Annotated in this window: 15 protein-coding genes; 9 read left to right on the top strand and 6 right to left on the bottom strand. The window is 74.4% G+C overall.

What is annotated here, in order from left to right; translation table 11 throughout:
• Window positions 1-1,158, bottom strand: a complete 1,158-nt coding sequence (locus tag CUT83_RS28795; RefSeq protein WP_101258732.1) for a MerR family transcriptional regulator — start codon at window positions 1,156-1,158, stop codon at window positions 1-3.
• A gap of 108 nt (window positions 1,159-1,266) precedes the next feature.
• Between CUT83_RS28795 and CUT83_RS28790 the strand changes: the two genes are divergently transcribed.
• The 5 genes from CUT83_RS28790 to CUT83_RS28770 all read left to right on the top strand — a co-directional run bounded on the left by CUT83_RS28790 (window position 1,267) and on the right by CUT83_RS28770 (window position 5,830).
• Window positions 1,267-1,509: a hypothetical protein gene (locus tag CUT83_RS28790; protein WP_101258731.1), complete on the top strand. Its 243-nt coding sequence runs from the start codon at window positions 1,267-1,269 to the stop codon at window positions 1,507-1,509.
• A gap of 2 nt (window positions 1,510-1,511) precedes the next feature.
• The gene (locus CUT83_RS28785) at window positions 1,512-2,150 is read left to right on the top strand and encodes a DUF4383 domain-containing protein (RefSeq protein ID WP_101258730.1); all 639 of its coding nucleotides are present in this window, start codon (window positions 1,512-1,514) and stop codon (window positions 2,148-2,150) included.
• Between the two features lie 146 nt (window positions 2,151-2,296).
• Entirely contained in the window at window positions 2,297-3,136 is an 840-nt protein-coding gene (locus CUT83_RS28780; protein WP_101258729.1) for a DUF4397 domain-containing protein, read from the top strand.
• A 5-nt stretch (window positions 3,137-3,141) separates the two neighbouring features.
• Window positions 3,142-3,810, top strand: coding sequence for a class F sortase (locus tag CUT83_RS28775; protein ID WP_101258728.1), 669 nt, complete (start codon window positions 3,142-3,144; stop codon window positions 3,808-3,810).
• Window positions 3,811-4,093: 283 nt separating this feature from the next.
• The gene (locus CUT83_RS28770; protein ID WP_439145015.1) at window positions 4,094-5,830 is read left to right on the top strand and encodes a COG1361 family protein; all 1,737 of its coding nucleotides are present in this window, start codon (window positions 4,094-4,096) and stop codon (window positions 5,828-5,830) included.
• Between the two features lie 90 nt (window positions 5,831-5,920).
• Here the strand turns inward: CUT83_RS28770 and CUT83_RS28765 are convergent, their stop codons facing one another.
• Window positions 5,921-6,889 carry an arylamine N-acetyltransferase family protein gene (locus tag CUT83_RS28765; protein WP_101258726.1) on the bottom strand — a complete coding sequence of 323 codons (969 nt, stop codon included), beginning with the start codon at window positions 6,887-6,889 and terminating at the stop codon, window positions 5,921-5,923.
• Between the two features lie 146 nt (window positions 6,890-7,035).
• Window positions 7,036-7,515 (bottom strand): GNAT family N-acetyltransferase, encoded by a 480-nt coding sequence (locus tag CUT83_RS28760; protein ID WP_101258725.1) that lies wholly within the window; start codon window positions 7,513-7,515, stop codon window positions 7,036-7,038.
• A gap of 22 nt (window positions 7,516-7,537) precedes the next feature.
• On the opposite strand from CUT83_RS28760, the gene CUT83_RS28755 reads away from it, so the two are divergent.
• On the top strand, window positions 7,538-8,335 hold the full coding sequence (locus CUT83_RS28755) for an exodeoxyribonuclease III (RefSeq protein ID WP_101258724.1): 798 nt from the start codon (window positions 7,538-7,540) through the stop codon (window positions 8,333-8,335).
• On the opposite strand, the gene CUT83_RS28750 is transcribed toward CUT83_RS28755, so the two are convergent.
• On the bottom strand, window positions 8,323-9,600 hold the full coding sequence (locus tag CUT83_RS28750; protein WP_158239066.1) for an FUSC family protein: 1,278 nt from the start codon (window positions 9,598-9,600) through the stop codon (window positions 8,323-8,325). The genes CUT83_RS28755 and CUT83_RS28750 overlap by 13 nt on opposite strands.
• 89 nt (window positions 9,601-9,689) lie before the next feature.
• Window positions 9,690-10,571: a MerR family transcriptional regulator gene (locus tag CUT83_RS28745; RefSeq protein ID WP_101258722.1), complete on the bottom strand. Its 882-nt coding sequence runs from the start codon at window positions 10,569-10,571 to the stop codon at window positions 9,690-9,692.
• 210 nt (window positions 10,572-10,781) lie between these two features.
• On the opposite strand from CUT83_RS28745, the gene CUT83_RS28740 reads away from it, so the two are divergent.
• The 3 genes from CUT83_RS28740 to CUT83_RS28730 are packed head-to-tail and all read left to right on the top strand — an operon-like array spanning window position 10,782 to window position 14,160.
• Window positions 10,782-12,302, top strand: a complete 1,521-nt coding sequence (locus CUT83_RS28740) for a flavin-containing monooxygenase (RefSeq protein ID WP_101258721.1) — start codon at window positions 10,782-10,784, stop codon at window positions 12,300-12,302.
• A complete protein-coding gene (locus CUT83_RS28735) occupies window positions 12,299-13,273 on the top strand; it encodes an alpha/beta fold hydrolase (RefSeq protein WP_101258720.1) in 975 nt (324 codons plus the stop codon). The genes CUT83_RS28740 and CUT83_RS28735 overlap by 4 nt, the downstream gene beginning before the upstream one ends.
• Window positions 13,273-14,160: an SDR family oxidoreductase gene (locus CUT83_RS28730; protein WP_101258719.1), complete on the top strand. Its 888-nt coding sequence runs from the start codon at window positions 13,273-13,275 to the stop codon at window positions 14,158-14,160. The genes CUT83_RS28735 and CUT83_RS28730 overlap by 1 nt, the downstream gene beginning before the upstream one ends.
• 269 nt (window positions 14,161-14,429) lie before the next feature.
• On the opposite strand, the gene CUT83_RS28725 is transcribed toward CUT83_RS28730, so the two are convergent.
• Window positions 14,430-15,308 carry a helix-turn-helix domain-containing protein gene (locus CUT83_RS28725; RefSeq protein ID WP_101258718.1) on the bottom strand — a complete coding sequence of 293 codons (879 nt, stop codon included), beginning with the start codon at window positions 15,306-15,308 and terminating at the stop codon, window positions 14,430-14,432.
• Between the last annotated feature and the right edge of the window lie 9 nt (window positions 15,309-15,317).

Raw genomic sequence — 15,317 nt, 5'->3', positions numbered from 1 at the left:
TCAGGCCGGACGGTCCGGCGGCCGGGGTTCCGGCGGGGCGGTCAGCAGGTCGAGGGCGTCGCGCAGGCCGCGGGGGCGGGCGATGCCCGGCAGGCGCAGCCCCCGCCAGCCCGGCCCGGCGACCAGTACGGCGGGGCGCACGCGGGCGCCCCGCACGCCCCAGGCGGTGGCGCGCACCCGGCGGACCAGGGCGGGATCGGCGGTACGGCGGGTCTGGGACCACAGGACGACGGCGGACGGCCCGGTGCGGCGCACCGCCTCCTCCATCGCCCCGGCCGGGACGGAGGCGCCGAACATCCGGATGCCGACGCCGTGTTCGGCCAGCGCGGCGGCCAGGACCTCCAGCGGGAGGGTGTGGGTCTCGTCGGGCGCGCAGGCCAGCAGCACCGGGGCGGAGGGCGCGGACGTTCCGGAGGGCGCGGGGGAGGCGGCGGACGCGGGGGAGGCGGCGGACGCGGGGCGCGGCCGGGCCGTCACACGGCGCAGGGCCGAGGAGACGTGCCAGGACAGCAGGTGCTCCACCTCCACGTAGCGCTCGCCGGAGGTGACCCACTTGCGGCCCGCCGCCCGCAGGGTGGGCATGATCACCTCCTCCCAGGCGCCGGCCACGCCGTGCGCGGCGATCGCCCGGTCCAGCAGGTCGTCGAGGGCGGGGGCGTCCAGGCGTACGGCCGCGCGGGCCAGGCCCCGGCACTCCCGGCTCACACTGCTGCCCACGGGCAGGGTGTTGCCGCCGCCCGCGCGGGCCGGTACGGAGGAGGCCGGTTCGTCCGGTTCCGCAGGGGGTGCGGGTTCGGACGGGGTCGGCGGTTCCGTCGGCTGCACGGGCGCGGGCCGCGCGGGCGCGGGTGCCGCCGGACCGGGGGAGACGACGGCGCGCGCCTGGCGGGCGGCCTCCGCCGGGGGCACGCCGGAGGCGGTCAGACGACACATGGCCTCCAGCACCGCGATGTCCCCCGGCGACCACCGCCGGTGCCTGCCGCCCTCCCGGACGCTCGGCCCCAGCCCGTACCGCCGGTCCCACGAGCGCAGGGTGGTGGGCGCGACGCCCAGCCGCCGGGCGACGGCACCGGTGCTGAGCCCCGCCTGCCCGGGCCCCGCCTGCCCGGGCCCTGCCTGCCCGAGCGTGCGGTCATCGGTTTCCGGAGCATCCGACATGCGTCCAGAGTAGTCGACGCAGAAACGATGCGACTTGCTGCCACCCGTCATGCGATCCACCGTGGAACCACCGAAGCGCACCCCGCGCCCGGTGGGAGGAGCGAAGCCATGACGCCTGTGACGGTCCAGGTGGCGGCCGACGCGCCGGCCGGGCTGCCCGCGCCCCGGCGCCGGGTGCTCTTCCCGGCCCTCCACCAGGACCTCACCCACGCCGAGACGGCCCGCCGCACCGGCCTGCCCCTGGCACGGTCAGGGCACACGCCCGCAGGGGACTTCTGCGGCCGCGCCGGCGGATGGACGCCGTCCGGTACGCCCTGTGACCCTCCGTCGACTCCCGCGAGGGGACGGTAACCATGAAAATCCGCGACGAACTGCCCATGGACCACCGGCTGGCCGGTGTCTACCGCTACGGAGCCGCCGTCAGCGGTGCCATCCTGCTGGTCTTCGGAATCCTCGGATTCGCCAACCGGCTCGACTTCTTCGACACCACCGGTTCCGAGATAGCGGGGCTGTCCAGCAACGGCCTGCTGAGCCTGATCTCGGTGACCGTCGGAACGCTTCTGATCGCCGGAGCGGCCATCGGCGGCAACCTCGCCTCCACGCTCAACATGACGGTCGGCGTGCTGTTCATCCTCAGCGGCTTCGCCAACCTCGCCCTGCTGGAGACGTCCGCCAACATCCTGGCGTTCCGCATGCCCAACGTCATCTTCAGCTTCCTGATGGGCCTGGTCATCCTCACATTCGGGATGTATGGGCGGATAAGTGGCGGGCTGCCGCACGACAACCCATACTGGCTCAGGCGCCACCCTGAGCAGGCTGCCGCCGAGGAGGAGCGCAGGCGCCGCCTGGCGGCAGCGGGGATCGGCGCACCGGGCCGCACTCCCGAGGCCCTCGGAGCAGGGGGAATGCGGGGAACCGGCCCGGACCGGCCCGCTCTGAACCGTGACAACCACTGTGAAAGCGCCCGTGAAAGCGTCCGAGGAAGGGCGTAGTGGCACGCCGACCGACCGACCCCCACAACAGGCGACGGACCGTCAAACCGTGGAACCCGTCGCGAAGTGCATCCGAAAGGGCCGGCAGTCCGGAAGAGAGGGTGAAGTCCCGCGTCCGAGCGGGGCTCCCACGAAGGGAAATCCCGATGATGAACTCGCGCAGCAGGAAGATCGTCTCCGTCACCGCCGGTGCGTGCGCACTGTCCCTGGCCGTGGCCGTCCCCGCCTCCGCGGACAACCACACACAGGGCGAGAAGGCGTCGGTCTCGGTCTTCCACGGCGTCCCCGGCCTCACCGTCGACGTCTACGCCAACGGAAACGAGCTGCTCCCCGACTTCGAGCCCGGCACCCTGACCGAGCCTCAGTCCCTGGACCCGGGCACCTACGACATCGAGGTCTTCGCGGACGGCGAGGGACCCGACGGCGACCCCGCCATCCAGAAGAGCGTCGAGGTCCCGGCCGGCGCGAACGCCACGCTCGCCGCACACCTGAGCGCGGAGGGCGACCCGATGCTCACCGCCTTCGTCAACGACACCTCCAAGGTCCCGGCCGGGCAGTCCCGGCTGACCGTCCGCCATGTGGCCGCCGCTCCGGCCGTGGACGTCCGCGCCGGCGGGGAACCGGTCATCGAGGGCCTGACCAACCCCAACGAGGAATCGCTGGAGGTGCCCGCCGGCACGGTCAGCGCCGACGTGGTCCTCGCCGGAACCGACACCGTCGCCATCGGCCCCGCCGACCTGGAACTCGGCGAGGGCGCCAACACCGTCGTCTACGCCTGGGGCAGCGCCGAGGACGAGAACCTCGCGCTGAAGACGCAGACGATCAGCGGCATGGCCTCCGCGCCGGGCGGCGTGGACGCCGGTGAGAGCGGTGCGATGGCCGCGGACAACGAGTCCGCCACCACCTGGCTGGCCTGGGGCACCGCGGGCGCCGTCGCGGTCGCCGGCCTGCTGGCCGCCCGCCGCCGCTACGCCAGGGACGACTGACGGCCATGCGTGCCCTCACCGGGGGTGGGCGGCCCTCCGCGGCGGCCGTCACGGCCGCCGCGGAGGTCGCCGTCGTCCTGGCGGCGCTGCTGGCCTGGTCGCTGCGGCCGTCCGGAGCCGTGGTGCCGCAGGACTTCGGCGACCGGCCGCGGGCCCAGGAGCCCGCGGCCGGGGCGCCGTTCGAGGTCCACGACAGCCGGGCGGAGGACGGGGGCGGCGCGTCCGCGCCCGAACCGGTGGCCCTGAGCATCCCCCGGCTCTCCCTGGACACCCCCGTCCAGGGCGTCGGGGTCGAGGACGACGGCACGGTGGAGATCCCCGAGGACGCCGGGCAGGCCGGCTGGTACCGCTACGGCCCGGCGCCGGGCGCGCGGACCGGATCCGCCGTCGTCGTCGGCCACGTCGACGACCGCACCGGCGACCTGGGCGCCTTCGCCAAGCTGTACGGCGTCCGCGAGGGCGACGACATCACCGTCGAGCGCCAAGGCGCCCCGCCGCTGCGGTACGAGGTGACGGCCCGTGAGGTGGTCGACCAGGACAGCCTCCCCGACGAGGTGTTCCGGCGCGACGGACGGCCGGTGCTGACCCTGGTCACCTGCGCGCCCCCGTACGACCGCGAGAACGGCGGTTACCAGAAGAACCTGCTGGTGTACGCCGTCCCGGCCGGGGAGTGACGCCGGTCAGCCGGCGGGGGCGGCGCGTCGGTGTCGGTCACGCCGGGAACGCCGGCGACGCGAACGGCGGCGGGACAGCGAATATCGGCTTCCACCGCGCCACGGTGGAAGCCGGCGCGCGACGACGGGGTGTACCACGGATGACCGAAACGATACCGGGACGTGACCTCGGCGTGGGCAACCCCGCCGGGGTCCCGGAGGTCGGGAAACCCGGGCGCGGAACGCGCGGCGTACGCATCGCGTACGCGCCGTGCGCGCCCGGACACTTCCGACCACCGAGGAGATGCGAAGAGTGCGACGCCACTCGAGGCACAGACTGTGGCAGCGGGCCGTCGGCGGCCTGACCGTCGCCGGAATGCTGGCCGCCGGCGCCGTCGGCACGGCCAACGCGGAGGAGCCCGGGGGTGCCGCGCCGATCCCGGTGGCCTTCACCGGGCCCGACTCGTTCGACCTGTCGCTCCAGGCGGGGAAGCCCGCCGAGGGCGAGGCACAGATCGAGGTGGGGCTCAAGGGGCCCGGCGAGGTCGATCCCGACCACGAGGGCGTCATTCCCCCCATCCACCAGGGGGAGTACACCGTCACCATCGACGCGACCGGCCTGGAGGGCGTCGCGGACGTGGACCTGCCCTGCGAAGCCGACGGACTGGTGGCCGTCTGCACCGAGTACGAGCTCTACGCGGGCGACATATACAACCAGAACTGGGACATCGGCCTCGCGCCCGGCGCGGAGAGCGAGGCCGGGGACACCGGCACCATCACCGTCACCGGCGAGGGCGAGGGGCTGGAGTTCACCGAGCACAGCATCGACGTCCTCGTCGGCGGCCCCGAGTTCCGCATGCGCACGCTGACCGAGCCCGAGGGCTTCGCCGCCGGCGACACCTTCGAGGCCCCGCTGGGCTTCCGCAACGTCGGCGGCGTGGCCGCCGACGGCGTCATCCTGCGATTCGCCGGCTCGCGCGGACTGTCCTTTCCCGAGGAGTACGGCAACTGCGCGTACGCCGTGGAGAACGAGGACAACCTGATCCGGATGCGGCACGTCGCCCTGTGCGCCTTCGAGGGCACCTTCGAGAAGGGCACCTCCTACGAGGTCGGTCAGCCGGTGAAGGTGAGGACCGCCGACTTCGCGCTCCACGACGTCTTCTCCTACAGCTTCACCGCCCTCTCCCCCGAGGAGGCGGACCGGCTGCGCGCGGGCGGTGACTACCGCCAGGGCGAGGGCGCCGAACTGACGCTCAGGCAGGCCAAGGGCGACGGCGAGTACGTCCAGTACGCCGAGCTCGACTTCCCGAGGAAGAACACCTACGACCTGGACCTCACCGGGGACCGGGTGAAGGGGAAGAAGGGCGAGACGGTGGCGGTGGACGTCGCCATGCACAACCGCGGCCCGGGCTGGATCGGGTCGCTGCGCGCGGGCGGCGAGCCCATCGGCTTCACCGTGGACATCCCCGAGGGCGCGACGGTGGCCAAGGCGCCCAGGGCCTGCGGCCCGCACAACATCGAGGGCGTGGAGCAGCCCGACAGCTACCTGTGCTGGGCCGACACCCCGATGCTGGAGGACAGCCGGGAGGACTTCGCCTTCGAGCTGCGGATCGACAAGGTCGTCGAGGGCGCCAGGGGCCGGATCCACCTGCCCGAGTGGGACAACCCCTGGGAGGGGAACCCCGCCAACGACGACGGCTGGATCGTGCTCAACGGCACCGGCGACGAGGAGACCCCCGGCGACGGCGACTCCACCGGCGGCACGGGCGGCTCCGGCTCCGAAGGCAAGGGCGGCGGCGACGGTGACGGCAAGAACGGCGGCGAGGACGGCGAGGGCGACGGCGGCTCCGCCGGGACCTCCGGCGGCACCTCCGGCGGCGAGAGCGCGGACGGCAGCCTGGCCTCCACCGGCACGACCGCGCTGACGGCGGGCGGCCTCGCCCTGCTCCTGCTGGCCGCGGGCGGCGCGGCCGTGGTGACCGTGCGCCGCCGCCGCGCGGCGGGCGCCGGCGCGGACGGTACGGGCGGCGCGGCGGCCTGACCGACCGCGCTCCCGCAACACGGCCGCGCTCCCGCAACACACGGGGGTGCGCCCGCCGGAACCGGCGGGCGCACCCCCGTGCGCATGCCCTCAGCCGGCCGGTACGCCGATCGGACCGCCGTCGGCGGGAAGGCGCTCCACGGCGCCGGCGAGCGCCTCGGCGTCGGCCGCGTCCAGCTCGATGCCGAAGACGTCCCCCAGGATCTCGGGCACCTCGCGCGGCCTCAGCTCCCGCACCCGGCGCGAGCCGTCCGCGCGGGCGGTGGTCACCCAGCTCGCGCCGTACAGCGCCTGGCGGACGTCCGGGCCGGTGCGCTGGACGATCGGACGCCGGACGAACGGCGAGCGCGGATGGGTGGAGACGTAGTGGCTGCCCACCTCCCAGTCGATCGCGTACCGCGGGTCCAGGGTGAAGGTGTGCAGATCGCACCAGTCCTCCCCGGCCCCGCGCCGCTCGTGCAGCACCCACTCGCCGACCGACGCCGTCGCACCCTGGGGCGCGGTGCGGCGCTCCAGCCGGAACTCCCATCCGCTGCCGGAGGTCCGCGCGCCGTCGGCCAGCTCGACCGGCTCCAGCGGACTGCCTCCGAAGCCGACGTCGCAGATCCACACCCGCCCGGTGTCCGCCGTCTCGGCCGTCTCCACGCGCAGGACGGCGTGCGTGGCGGGACGTACGCGGCCCGAGCCCATGCCCACCCGCGAGGTCAGGCCGCCGACGCCGAAACCCAGCCGCTCCAGGGCGGCGGCGAAGAGCCGGGCGTGCTCGAAGCAGTAACCGCCGCGCGCCCGGCGCACGATCTTGTCCTGGAGGGCGGGCAGGCCGAGCGGGACCGGCCGGCCCAGGACGATCTCCAGGTTCTCGAAGGGGATGCCCAGCACGTGCGCGCGGTGCAGGGCGCGCAGGTTCGCCTCGGTGGGGGAGCGGTCCCCGGTGTGGCCGATCCGGGCCAGATAGGCGTCCAGGTCCAGCTCCGCGCCGTCCCAGCGCCGGTCCGCGCCGCCCTCGCCGGTGTTCTCCGCGTCCGTGTTCTCCGTGTCCGTGCTCTCCGCGTCCGTCATGGCCGTACGCCCTCCCCGTCGTGTGCGCCCGCGCGGGTCGGCGGGCGCCGGCCTGCGCGAACGAACGTATGACCTCAAGCGGGCTTGAGGTCAAGGAGTGGGCCGGTCCGTCGCGGGGACCCAGCGAGGAGCCCCGGCGCGGGGGCTCAGCGCAGGGGCTTGGCGTAGCAGCGGCTGTCGGGCTCGTGGCGGTAGACCCCGAACTTCTCGGTGGGCGTGTAGCCGCTCGACTCGTACAGCGCCATCGCCTCCGGCTGCTTGGTGCCGGTCTCCAGCACCATCCGCAGCCGCCCCGCCTCCCGCGCGTCCTCCTCCAGCAGGGCCAGGATGCGGCGGGACAGCCCCCGGCGCCGCGCCTCGCGGATCACGAACATCCGCTTGAGCTCGGCGTCGCCGTCGCGGTAGTTCTCCCCGTTCTCGTCCATCGCCCGCCAGCCGCCGGTGGCCACGGGCCGGTCCCGCTCGTCGTACGCGATCAGGAACAGGCCGCCGGGCGGCGAGAACATCCCGGGGTCCAGCGGTGTGACGTCGCCCTCGCCGCCGTAGCGCTCGGCGTACTCCAGCTGCACCAGATCGGTGAGCTTCGCGGCGTCGGGGTGGTCGTAGGCGACGGGCGTGATGCGCATGTCCGCATCGTAAGGTGCCGGGGTGCTGACGATTTCGACGGTCAATGTGAACGGGCTGCGCGCCGCCGCGAAGAAGGGCTACACCCAGTGGCTGGCCGCCACCGAGGCGGATGTGGTGTGCCTGCAGGAGGTGCGCGCCGAGCCGGACCAACTCCCCGGCGAGGTACGCGATCCGGAGGGCTGGCACGCGGTGTACGCCCCGGCCGCCGCCAAGGGGCGCGCGGGCGTGGCGGTGCTCACCCGGCGTGCGCCCGAGGAGGTGCGGGTGGGGTTCGGGGTGAGCGAGTTCACGGACTCCGGCCGCTATCTGGAGGTGGACCTGCCGGGCCTGACCGTCGCCAGCCTCTACCTGCCCTCGGGTGAGGTCGGCACCGAGCGGCAGGAGGAGAAGGAGCGCTTCATGGCGGCCTTCCTGCCCTATCTGGCCGGGCTGCGCGAGCGCGCCGCCGCGGCCGGCCGCGAGGTCCTGGTCTGCGGCGACTGGAACATCGCCCACCAGGAGGCCGACATCAGGAACTGGAAGGCCAACCGGAAGAACTCCGGCTTCCTGCCCGAGGAGCGCGCCTGGCTCGGCCGGGTCTTCGGCGAGGCCGGCTACGCCGACGTCGTCCGCCGCCTCCACCCGGACCAGGACGGGCCGTACTCGTGGTGGTCCTACCGGGGCCGGGCTTTTGACAATGACGCGGGGTGGAGGATCGACCTCCACGTGGCCACCGAGCCGCTGGCGCGGCGGGCGGTGAAGGCGTACGTGGAGCGCGCGGCCGACCACGCGGGCCGGTGGAGCGACCACGCGCCGGTGACGGCCGTCTACGCGCCCTGACGGCCGGAGGCACCGCCCCCGCCGCCCGCGCCGCCGCCGTCCCCGCCGCCGTTGCCCGCGCCGCCCTCGCCGCGCCCGCCCGGCAGGAGGCTCGTGGCCAGCCGGCGGGACTCCGCCAGCAGGGGGCCCAGCACCGACAGCCCTTCGGGTACGGCGGCCGCGTGCCGGGGGAGCCCGGCGCGGAGCCGGTCCTGCTCGACGCGGATCTCCCCGACGGCCTCGCGCAGTTCGCGGCGGGCCGTCTCGGGGGCGTCGCCGGTGACCGTGCGCCCGTAGGCGTCCAGGGCGGCGGCCACCCGGTGCAGGAAGTCGGCGTACGGGCGGGTGACCTCGTGGCCGGGACGGGGTACTTCGTCGCCCTCGTCGGCGGCCTCCAGCAGGGTCCGGGTCAAGGCGGTGAGGCGTTCGGCGACGTCCTCCAGGGTGGCCAGGGTCTCCTCGTACGCCGCCGTCAGCCGTGCCGCCTCGGCGCGGCGGCGGCTCTCGGGGTTGAGGCGCGTGCTCTCGCGGCTCCAGCCGACCGCGGACTCCACGCCGCGGATCAGCCGGGGCAGCCGGCAGGCCCGGTCGTACCAGGCGCGGACGCGGTCGTACTCCCAGGGCTCGTCCAGGCCGTCCGCGACCTCGGTGACGATCTCCCGCGCCTCGCGGACGGCGGAGTCCACCGCCTCGCGCGCGCTGCGCAGATGGACGGGCGGCAGGAGCAGCGCGTTGACGCCGATGCCGACGGCGGTGCCCAGCAGGGCGGCCAGGGTGCGGGAGACGGCCGAGTCGAGCGTGGCCTGGCCGGGGACGAGGGTGAACAGGGCGGCGGTGGAGGCGTAGATGCCCTGGGCGCCGAAGCGCGGCCAGTTGCCCAGCAGGGTGGTGACGGGCAGGACGAGGATCATCACCAGCACCGGATGGCCCAGCGGGATGACCAGGGCCGCGGCGAGCACCGTGCCGACGGTGATCGCCATCGTCTGCTGGAGCCCCTGCCACACCGAGCGGTAGACGGTGGCCTGCACCAGGACCACCGCCACCCAGGGCGCCATCAGGGCGAAGGCGTCGGGCAGCAGCCAGGCGGCGGCCAGCCAGGCCAGGACGGCGGCGAGCGCGGCCTTGAGGGACTGGACGACGGCGTCGCGCTCCCGGCCCGGTCCCTGCCAGGCGCGGTGCAGGGAGCGGCCGCCCCAGACGGCCTCGGCACGCACCGCGCGCAGGGCGCGGGTCGCGGGGGAGGGGTGGTCGGAGCGCGTCGTGGACCCGGACTGTGTGTGCGCCATCGGGGTACGGGTTGCCGCGCGGACGGCGGTCATACATGCACTTCGCGGGCATGGCGCGGCGAAAGGGTCGCGCTCCGGTCAGCCGCCGGTCAGCCGCCGGACGGGCTCCGCGGCTCCCCGCTTGGTCCCGGTCCTCCGGGTTCCCCGCCCGGCCCGCTCTGCCCGCCCGGCCGCGACCAGCTCTCCAGCTCCGCGCGGACGCGGCGGTCCATGGCCAGAGCCAGTTCGACGTCGACCACCTGCTTGGCCAGCGGGCGCAGCCGGTCCATCACGTCCGACAGGCGGCGAAGGTCGTCGGGGGAGAGCTCGCGGACACCGGTGAACAGATGGGCGCGGACGAGGTTGGTGAACAGGTCGGCGACGGCGTCGGCGTGCTCGCGCACCACGCGCCCGGCCTCCAGCACGGCCCCCAGCGGGATGCCCTCGCCCACCAGGGCGGTGGAGGCGTCGAGCAGGCGGCGGCTGACGTGGACGACCTCGTCGCCGTCGACGGCGACGTAGCCCAGGTTCAGGGCGGCGGCGAGGTTGTCGGAGGTGACCTCGTCGGGGAAGTGCGCGGCCAGGTCCTCGGGGGTGAGGCGGACGGGGGTCTCCTCGGACCAGGGGGAGACCAGCGCGCTCTCCAGGCCGAGCAGTTCGGCCGCGCCGCCCGCGTCCCGGCCCTTCTCGAAGGCGTCGATCAGGTCGGCGATCCCGCCGAGGGTGTGGCCGCGGGCCAGCAGTGCGGAGATCGTCCGCAGCCGGTTGAGGTGGTGCTCGTTGTACCAGGCGATGCGGCCCTCGCGGCGCGGCGGCGGGAGGAGTCTGCGCTCGCGGTAGAACCGCAGGGTGCGCACGGTGATGCCGGCCGCCCTGGCGAGTTCGGCCGTGCGGTACTCGGCGGGCGGGGCCGTGCCGTCCTCCTCGGGTCCGGTCCGCGCGTGTGCCGCGCCGTCCGTCCGTCCGCTGTCCGCCGATGTTCTGTCCGCCACACCGGAGAGCCTATGCGGCGTCGGCGGCCGGACGCCCGGGCCAGGGGTGCAACCGGCGGTAACTTTCCCCCGCCGCACCCCTACCCATGGGTACGTTCCTACTCTACTCTCCAACCATGCCAGTGATTACTGGCATGTTTCGCGGGTGAGACCACGCAGGACAGCAACACGCAGGACAGCAAGCAGGACACACCGGAGTCGGGAGGCGGCATGGCCGGACACGAACACGTACGGGTGGCGGTGATCGGGTCGGGATTCGGCGGCCTGGGCGCCGCCGTACGACTGCGCCGCGCGGGCATCACGGACTTCGCCGTACTGGAGCGCCGCGACTCCGTGGGCGGCACCTGGCGCGACAACAGCTACCCCGGGTGCGCCTGCGACGTGCCCTCCCACCTCTACTCGTTCTCGTTCGCGCCCAACCCCGACTGGCCGCGGAACTTCTCCGGGCAGGAGCACATCCGCGCCTACCTGGAGAAGGTCGCCGACACCTTCGGACTGCGCCCCCACATCCGCTTCAACTCCGAGGTGCTGAGCGCCCGCTGGGACACCGGAGCGCTGCACTGGGAGATCGAGACCGCCCGCGGCACCCTGACCGCCGACATGCTCGTCTCGGCCACCGGACCGCTCTCCGACCCCAAGATCCCCGACATCCCCGGCCTGGACGGCTTCACCGGCAAGGTCTTCCACTCGGCCCAGTGGGACCACGACTACGACCTGCGCGGCAAGCGTGTCGCCATGATCGGCACCGGCGCCTCCGCCATCCAGATCGTCCCCTCGATCCAGCCGCTGGTGGACAGACTCACCCTCTTCCAGCGCACCCCGCCGTGGGTCATGCCGCGCATGGACCGGAAGATCACCCAAGCCGAGCGCTGGCTGCACGCCAAGGTGCCCCCCACGCGCGCGCTGCGCCGCCAGATGCTCTGGCTGATCAGGGAGTTCCAGGTCGGCGCCTTCACCAAGCACCCCGCACAGCTCGGCCTGGTGGAGAAGCTCGCCGGACACCACATGACCAAGGTCGTCAAGGACCCGGTGCTGCGCGCCAAACTGACCCCCGACTACCGCATCGGCTGCAAGCGCATCCTGCTGTCCAACACCTACTATCCGGCCCTGGTCCAGCCCAACGTGGACGTGGTCGCCTCCGGTCTGAAGGAGGTGCGCGGCAACACCCTGGTGGCCGCCGACGGCACCGAGACCGAGGTGGACGCGGTGATCTTCGGCACCGGCTTCCACGTCACCGACATGCCGGTCGCCCGGCGGATCACCGGAGCGGACGGCATCACGCTGGCCGAGGCCTGGAAGGACGGCATGGAGGCGCTGCGCGGCTCCACGGCCACGGGCTTCCCCAACTTCATGACCGTCATCGGGCCCAACACCGGCCTCGGCAACAGCTCGATGATCCTCATGATCGAGGCGCAGCTGAACTACATGATCGACTACCTCGGGCAGCTGGAGACGCTCACCTCCGGACCGGGCGGCCGGGCCGCGCTCGACGCCCGCCCCGAGGCGGTGCGCTCGTGGACCGACCACGTCCAGCGGCGGATGACGCGCACCGTGTGGAACACCGGCGGCTGCGACAGCTGGTACCTGGACGCCAACGGCCGCAACACCACCGTGTGGCCGGGCACGACCGGCGAGTTCAGGAAGGTGACCAGGCACGTGGACCTGGCCGAGTACGAGGTGCTGCGGGCCCCGGCCCGCGCCGGACAGCGGAAGGCGGAGGCGAACCGATGAGCCGTGGACCCCGAACGACCGGCGGGCCGTACGCCCCGCCCACCCCCCGCCGCGAGCTGACCGTGACCTCCGCCGACGGCTCCCGGCTGCACGTCGAGGAGCACGGGCGCGAGGACGGGCCGACCGTCGTCCTGGTGCACGGCTGGACCTGCTCGACCGCCTTCTGGGGCCCCGTGGTCCGGCGGCTGGCCGAGGACCACCGGGTGTTCGTCTACGACCAGCGCGGCCACGGCCGCTCCCCGGCCGTCGGCCCCGACGGCTACAGCACCGACGCCCTCGCCGACGACCTGTGCGCCGTCCTGGACGTAGCCGGGTCCCGGGCGGTCGTCGCCGGGCACTCCATGGGCGGCATGACGGTCATGGCCGCCGCCGGGCGCCCGCAGATGCGCGAGCGCGTCGCCGCCGCGCTGCTGTGCAACACCGGCAGCTCCCGGCTGCTGGACGAGTCCACCGTCGCCCCGCTGAGAGCGGGGAGACTGCGCTACCGGATCCAGAAGGCCGTCCTCGGCTCCAGCCTGCCGCTGGGGCCGGTGACGCCACTGGGCATGCGCGTCCTGCGGTACGCCACCATGGGCCCCGGCGCGACGAAGGAGCAGATGCGGGCGTGCGCCCGCATCGTCCACGCCTGCCCGCGCACCGTACGCGCCTTCTGGGCCCGGAGGGTCCTGGCCGTGCTGGACCTGGACGCCAACCTCGCCTCCCTGGACCTGCCCGTCGGCGTCATCGCCGGCGAGAAGGACCGGCTCACCCCGCCGGTGCTCTCCCACCGCCTCGCCGAGGCGCTGCCGAACTGCACCGGCCTGACCGAACTGCCCGGCCTGGGGCACATGACGCCCCTGGAGGACCCCGGCGCCGTCGCCGGCGCGGTGGCCGCGCTGGTGCGCGACCACCTGGCGGACGGCGTACGGCAGGAAGCCGAACAGCGGAACACACCGCCGGCCGGAACGCCGGCCGGGAAGGAGAGCGCGTAATGGCACGCAGGGACCTCCAGGGCCAGGTCGCGGTGGTGACGGGCGCGGCCCGGGGCGTGGGCGAACTCCTCGCCCGCAAGCTGGCGGCGCGCGGCGCGAGGCTCGCGCTGGTCGGGCTGGAGCCGGACGAGCTGAGGAAGGTCGGCGAGACGCTGCCGACGGACTCCGCGCACTGGCACGCCGACGTCACCGACCACGCGGCCATGTCCCGGGTGGCCCGCGAGGTGCGCGAGCGCTTCGGCGCGGTGGACATCGTCGTCGCCAACGCGGGCGTGGCCACCGGCGGTCCCTTCACCGACTCCGACGAGACCGCCTGGCGCCGGGTCATCGAGGTCAACCTGCTGGGCAGCGCCACCACCGCCCGCGCCTTCCTGCCCGCCCTGATCGAGTCGCGCGGCTACCTGCTCCAGATCGCCTCGCTCGCCGCGCTCACCCCGGCCCCGATGATGACGGCGTACTGCACCTCCAAGTCGGGCGTGGAGGCCTTCGCCCACAGCCTGCGCGCGGAGGTCGGCTACCAGGGCGTGCGCGTCGGCGTCGGCTACCTGAGCTGGACCGACACCGACATGGTGCGCGGCGCCGACCAGGACGAGGTGCTGCGCGACCTGCGCGGCCGGCTGCCCTGGCCGACCAGCAGGACCTACCCGCTGGGCCCGGCGGTGGACCGGATCGTCGCGGGCATCGAGCGGCGCTCGTTCCACGTCTACGGGCAGTGGTGGCTGCGCGGCATGCAGTCGATCCGCGGCTATCTGCCGGGGATCATCGGACGGGTCGGCCAGCGCGAGATGAAGCACTTCGCGCCCCGCCTGGCCGCCTCCGGCGGCGGTCCCCGCGGCCTGGTCGGCGCGGGCGGCGCGGCGGACGAGAAGGAGCGCACGGAGGGCTGAGGCACAGAAGGCCGCTCAGACACGGAAGCGGGCGCGGTCGCCGTACGGCGACCGCGCCCGCTTCCGTGTCAGCCCCTCCCGGGGCCACGGCCGGCCGGGGCCCCGGCAGCAGTCGCCCCACCGGTGGGTGGAGACGTTGCCGTCCAGCGTCTGACCGCCCCCGGTGCCGTTGCGCGGGGAGCCCGGCCTCCCCGGGGACCCGGGGAGAGGCGTCGCGCGGCCTCCGTCCGGAAGCGGGTGAACCCGCGCGGTGGGTGGACGGGGGCCGGTCATGCCCCGTCCGCGCCCGCCCGGCCGTCCTCCCCGGCGCCGAACACGTGCAGCACCAGACCGGTCTCGCCGGGGGCGGCCGGTATGTGCAGGGTCTCGTAGTCCAGGGTGAGCAGCAGCCCGGCCGTCGGGTGCCGCAGCCGTTTGCGCCCCGCCGTGCACATCACGATCTCCCCGGTGGCCCAGATCCGCCGGAACTCACAGCTGTGCGCGGACAGTTCGGCGAGCAGCGCGGCGAGTTCCCGATCCTCGGGATAGCGCCCCGTGGCGACCCGCAACTGGCCCACCGCCTCCACCGCCCTGTCCTCCCAGTCGGGGAAGACGGCCCGGGAGGAGGCGGGGTCCAGGAAGAGGTACCGGGCCTGGTTCCGCTCGCGGCGGCCGGGGCCGCCCAGGCCGCCGATCAGTTCGGCGCCCAGCTCGTTCCAGGCCACCACGTCGGTGCGGTGGTTGGTCACGAAGGCCGGCAGATGGGCCATGGAGTCCAGGATCCGCCGAAGCAGGGGGCTGACCCGGGTGCGGGGCGCGGGCCCGTGCCGGCCCGCGGTCAGGGTGTCGAGGTGCCCGCGCTCCGCCGCGTCGAGGCCGAGTGCCCCGGCGAGCGCGTCGAGCACCTCGGGGGAGGGCTGGGTGGCCCGGCCCTGTTCGAGGCGTACGTAGTAGTCCACGCTGATCCCGGCGAGCTGGGCCAGCTCCTCGCGGCGCAGCCCGCGCACCCGCCGCCGGCGGCCGCCGGGGAGGCCGACCTGCTCCGGTGTGACGCGCCCCCGGCGGGCGCGCAGGAAGGCGCCGAGCGCCCGCCGGGTGTCACCGATCCCGTCGATTCTGCCGGTCCGGTCGGTTCCGCCGGTCCCGTCGATGAGGTTCCCGCCGTCCATGCGCCCAGT

The sequence above is a fragment of the Streptomyces barkulensis genome (assembly GCF_002843305.1).
GTDB lineage: Bacteria > Actinomycetota > Actinomycetes > Streptomycetales > Streptomycetaceae > Streptomyces > Streptomyces barkulensis.
The sequence above is the reverse complement of the archived record's forward strand: the minus strand, read 5'-3'. Positions and strand labels throughout refer to the sequence as shown.

Excerpts from the sequence above, each read along its gene's own strand:
- CUT83_RS28760 (WP_101258725.1), bottom strand. The coding sequence starts at position 7,515 with ATGCGCATCACGCCCGTCGCCTACGACCACCCCGACGCCGCGAAGCTC.
- CUT83_RS28785 (WP_101258730.1), top strand. The coding sequence starts at position 1,512 with ATGAAAATCCGCGACGAACTGCCCATGGACCACCGGCTGGCCGGTGTC.
- CUT83_RS28750 (WP_158239066.1), bottom strand. The coding sequence starts at position 9,600 with ATGGCGCACACACAGTCCGGGTCCACGACGCGCTCCGACCACCCCTCC.
- CUT83_RS28730 (WP_101258719.1), top strand. The coding sequence starts at position 13,273 with ATGGCACGCAGGGACCTCCAGGGCCAGGTCGCGGTGGTGACGGGCGCG.
- CUT83_RS28735 (WP_101258720.1), top strand. The coding sequence starts at position 12,299 with ATGAGCCGTGGACCCCGAACGACCGGCGGGCCGTACGCCCCGCCCACC.
- CUT83_RS28790 (WP_101258731.1), top strand. The coding sequence starts at position 1,267 with ATGACGCCTGTGACGGTCCAGGTGGCGGCCGACGCGCCGGCCGGGCTG.
- CUT83_RS28780 (WP_101258729.1), top strand. The coding sequence starts at position 2,297 with ATGATGAACTCGCGCAGCAGGAAGATCGTCTCCGTCACCGCCGGTGCG.
- CUT83_RS28775 (WP_101258728.1), top strand. The coding sequence starts at position 3,142 with ATGCGTGCCCTCACCGGGGGTGGGCGGCCCTCCGCGGCGGCCGTCACG.
- CUT83_RS28725 (WP_101258718.1), bottom strand. The coding sequence starts at position 15,308 with ATGGACGGCGGGAACCTCATCGACGGGACCGGCGGAACCGACCGGACC.
- CUT83_RS28795 (WP_101258732.1), bottom strand. The coding sequence starts at position 1,158 with ATGTCGGATGCTCCGGAAACCGATGACCGCACGCTCGGGCAGGCAGGG.
- CUT83_RS28765 (WP_101258726.1), bottom strand. The coding sequence starts at position 6,889 with ATGACGGACGCGGAGAGCACGGACACGGAGAACACGGACGCGGAGAAC.
- CUT83_RS28740 (WP_101258721.1), top strand. The coding sequence starts at position 10,782 with ATGGCCGGACACGAACACGTACGGGTGGCGGTGATCGGGTCGGGATTC.
- CUT83_RS28770 (WP_439145015.1), top strand. The coding sequence starts at position 4,094 with ATGCGAAGAGTGCGACGCCACTCGAGGCACAGACTGTGGCAGCGGGCC.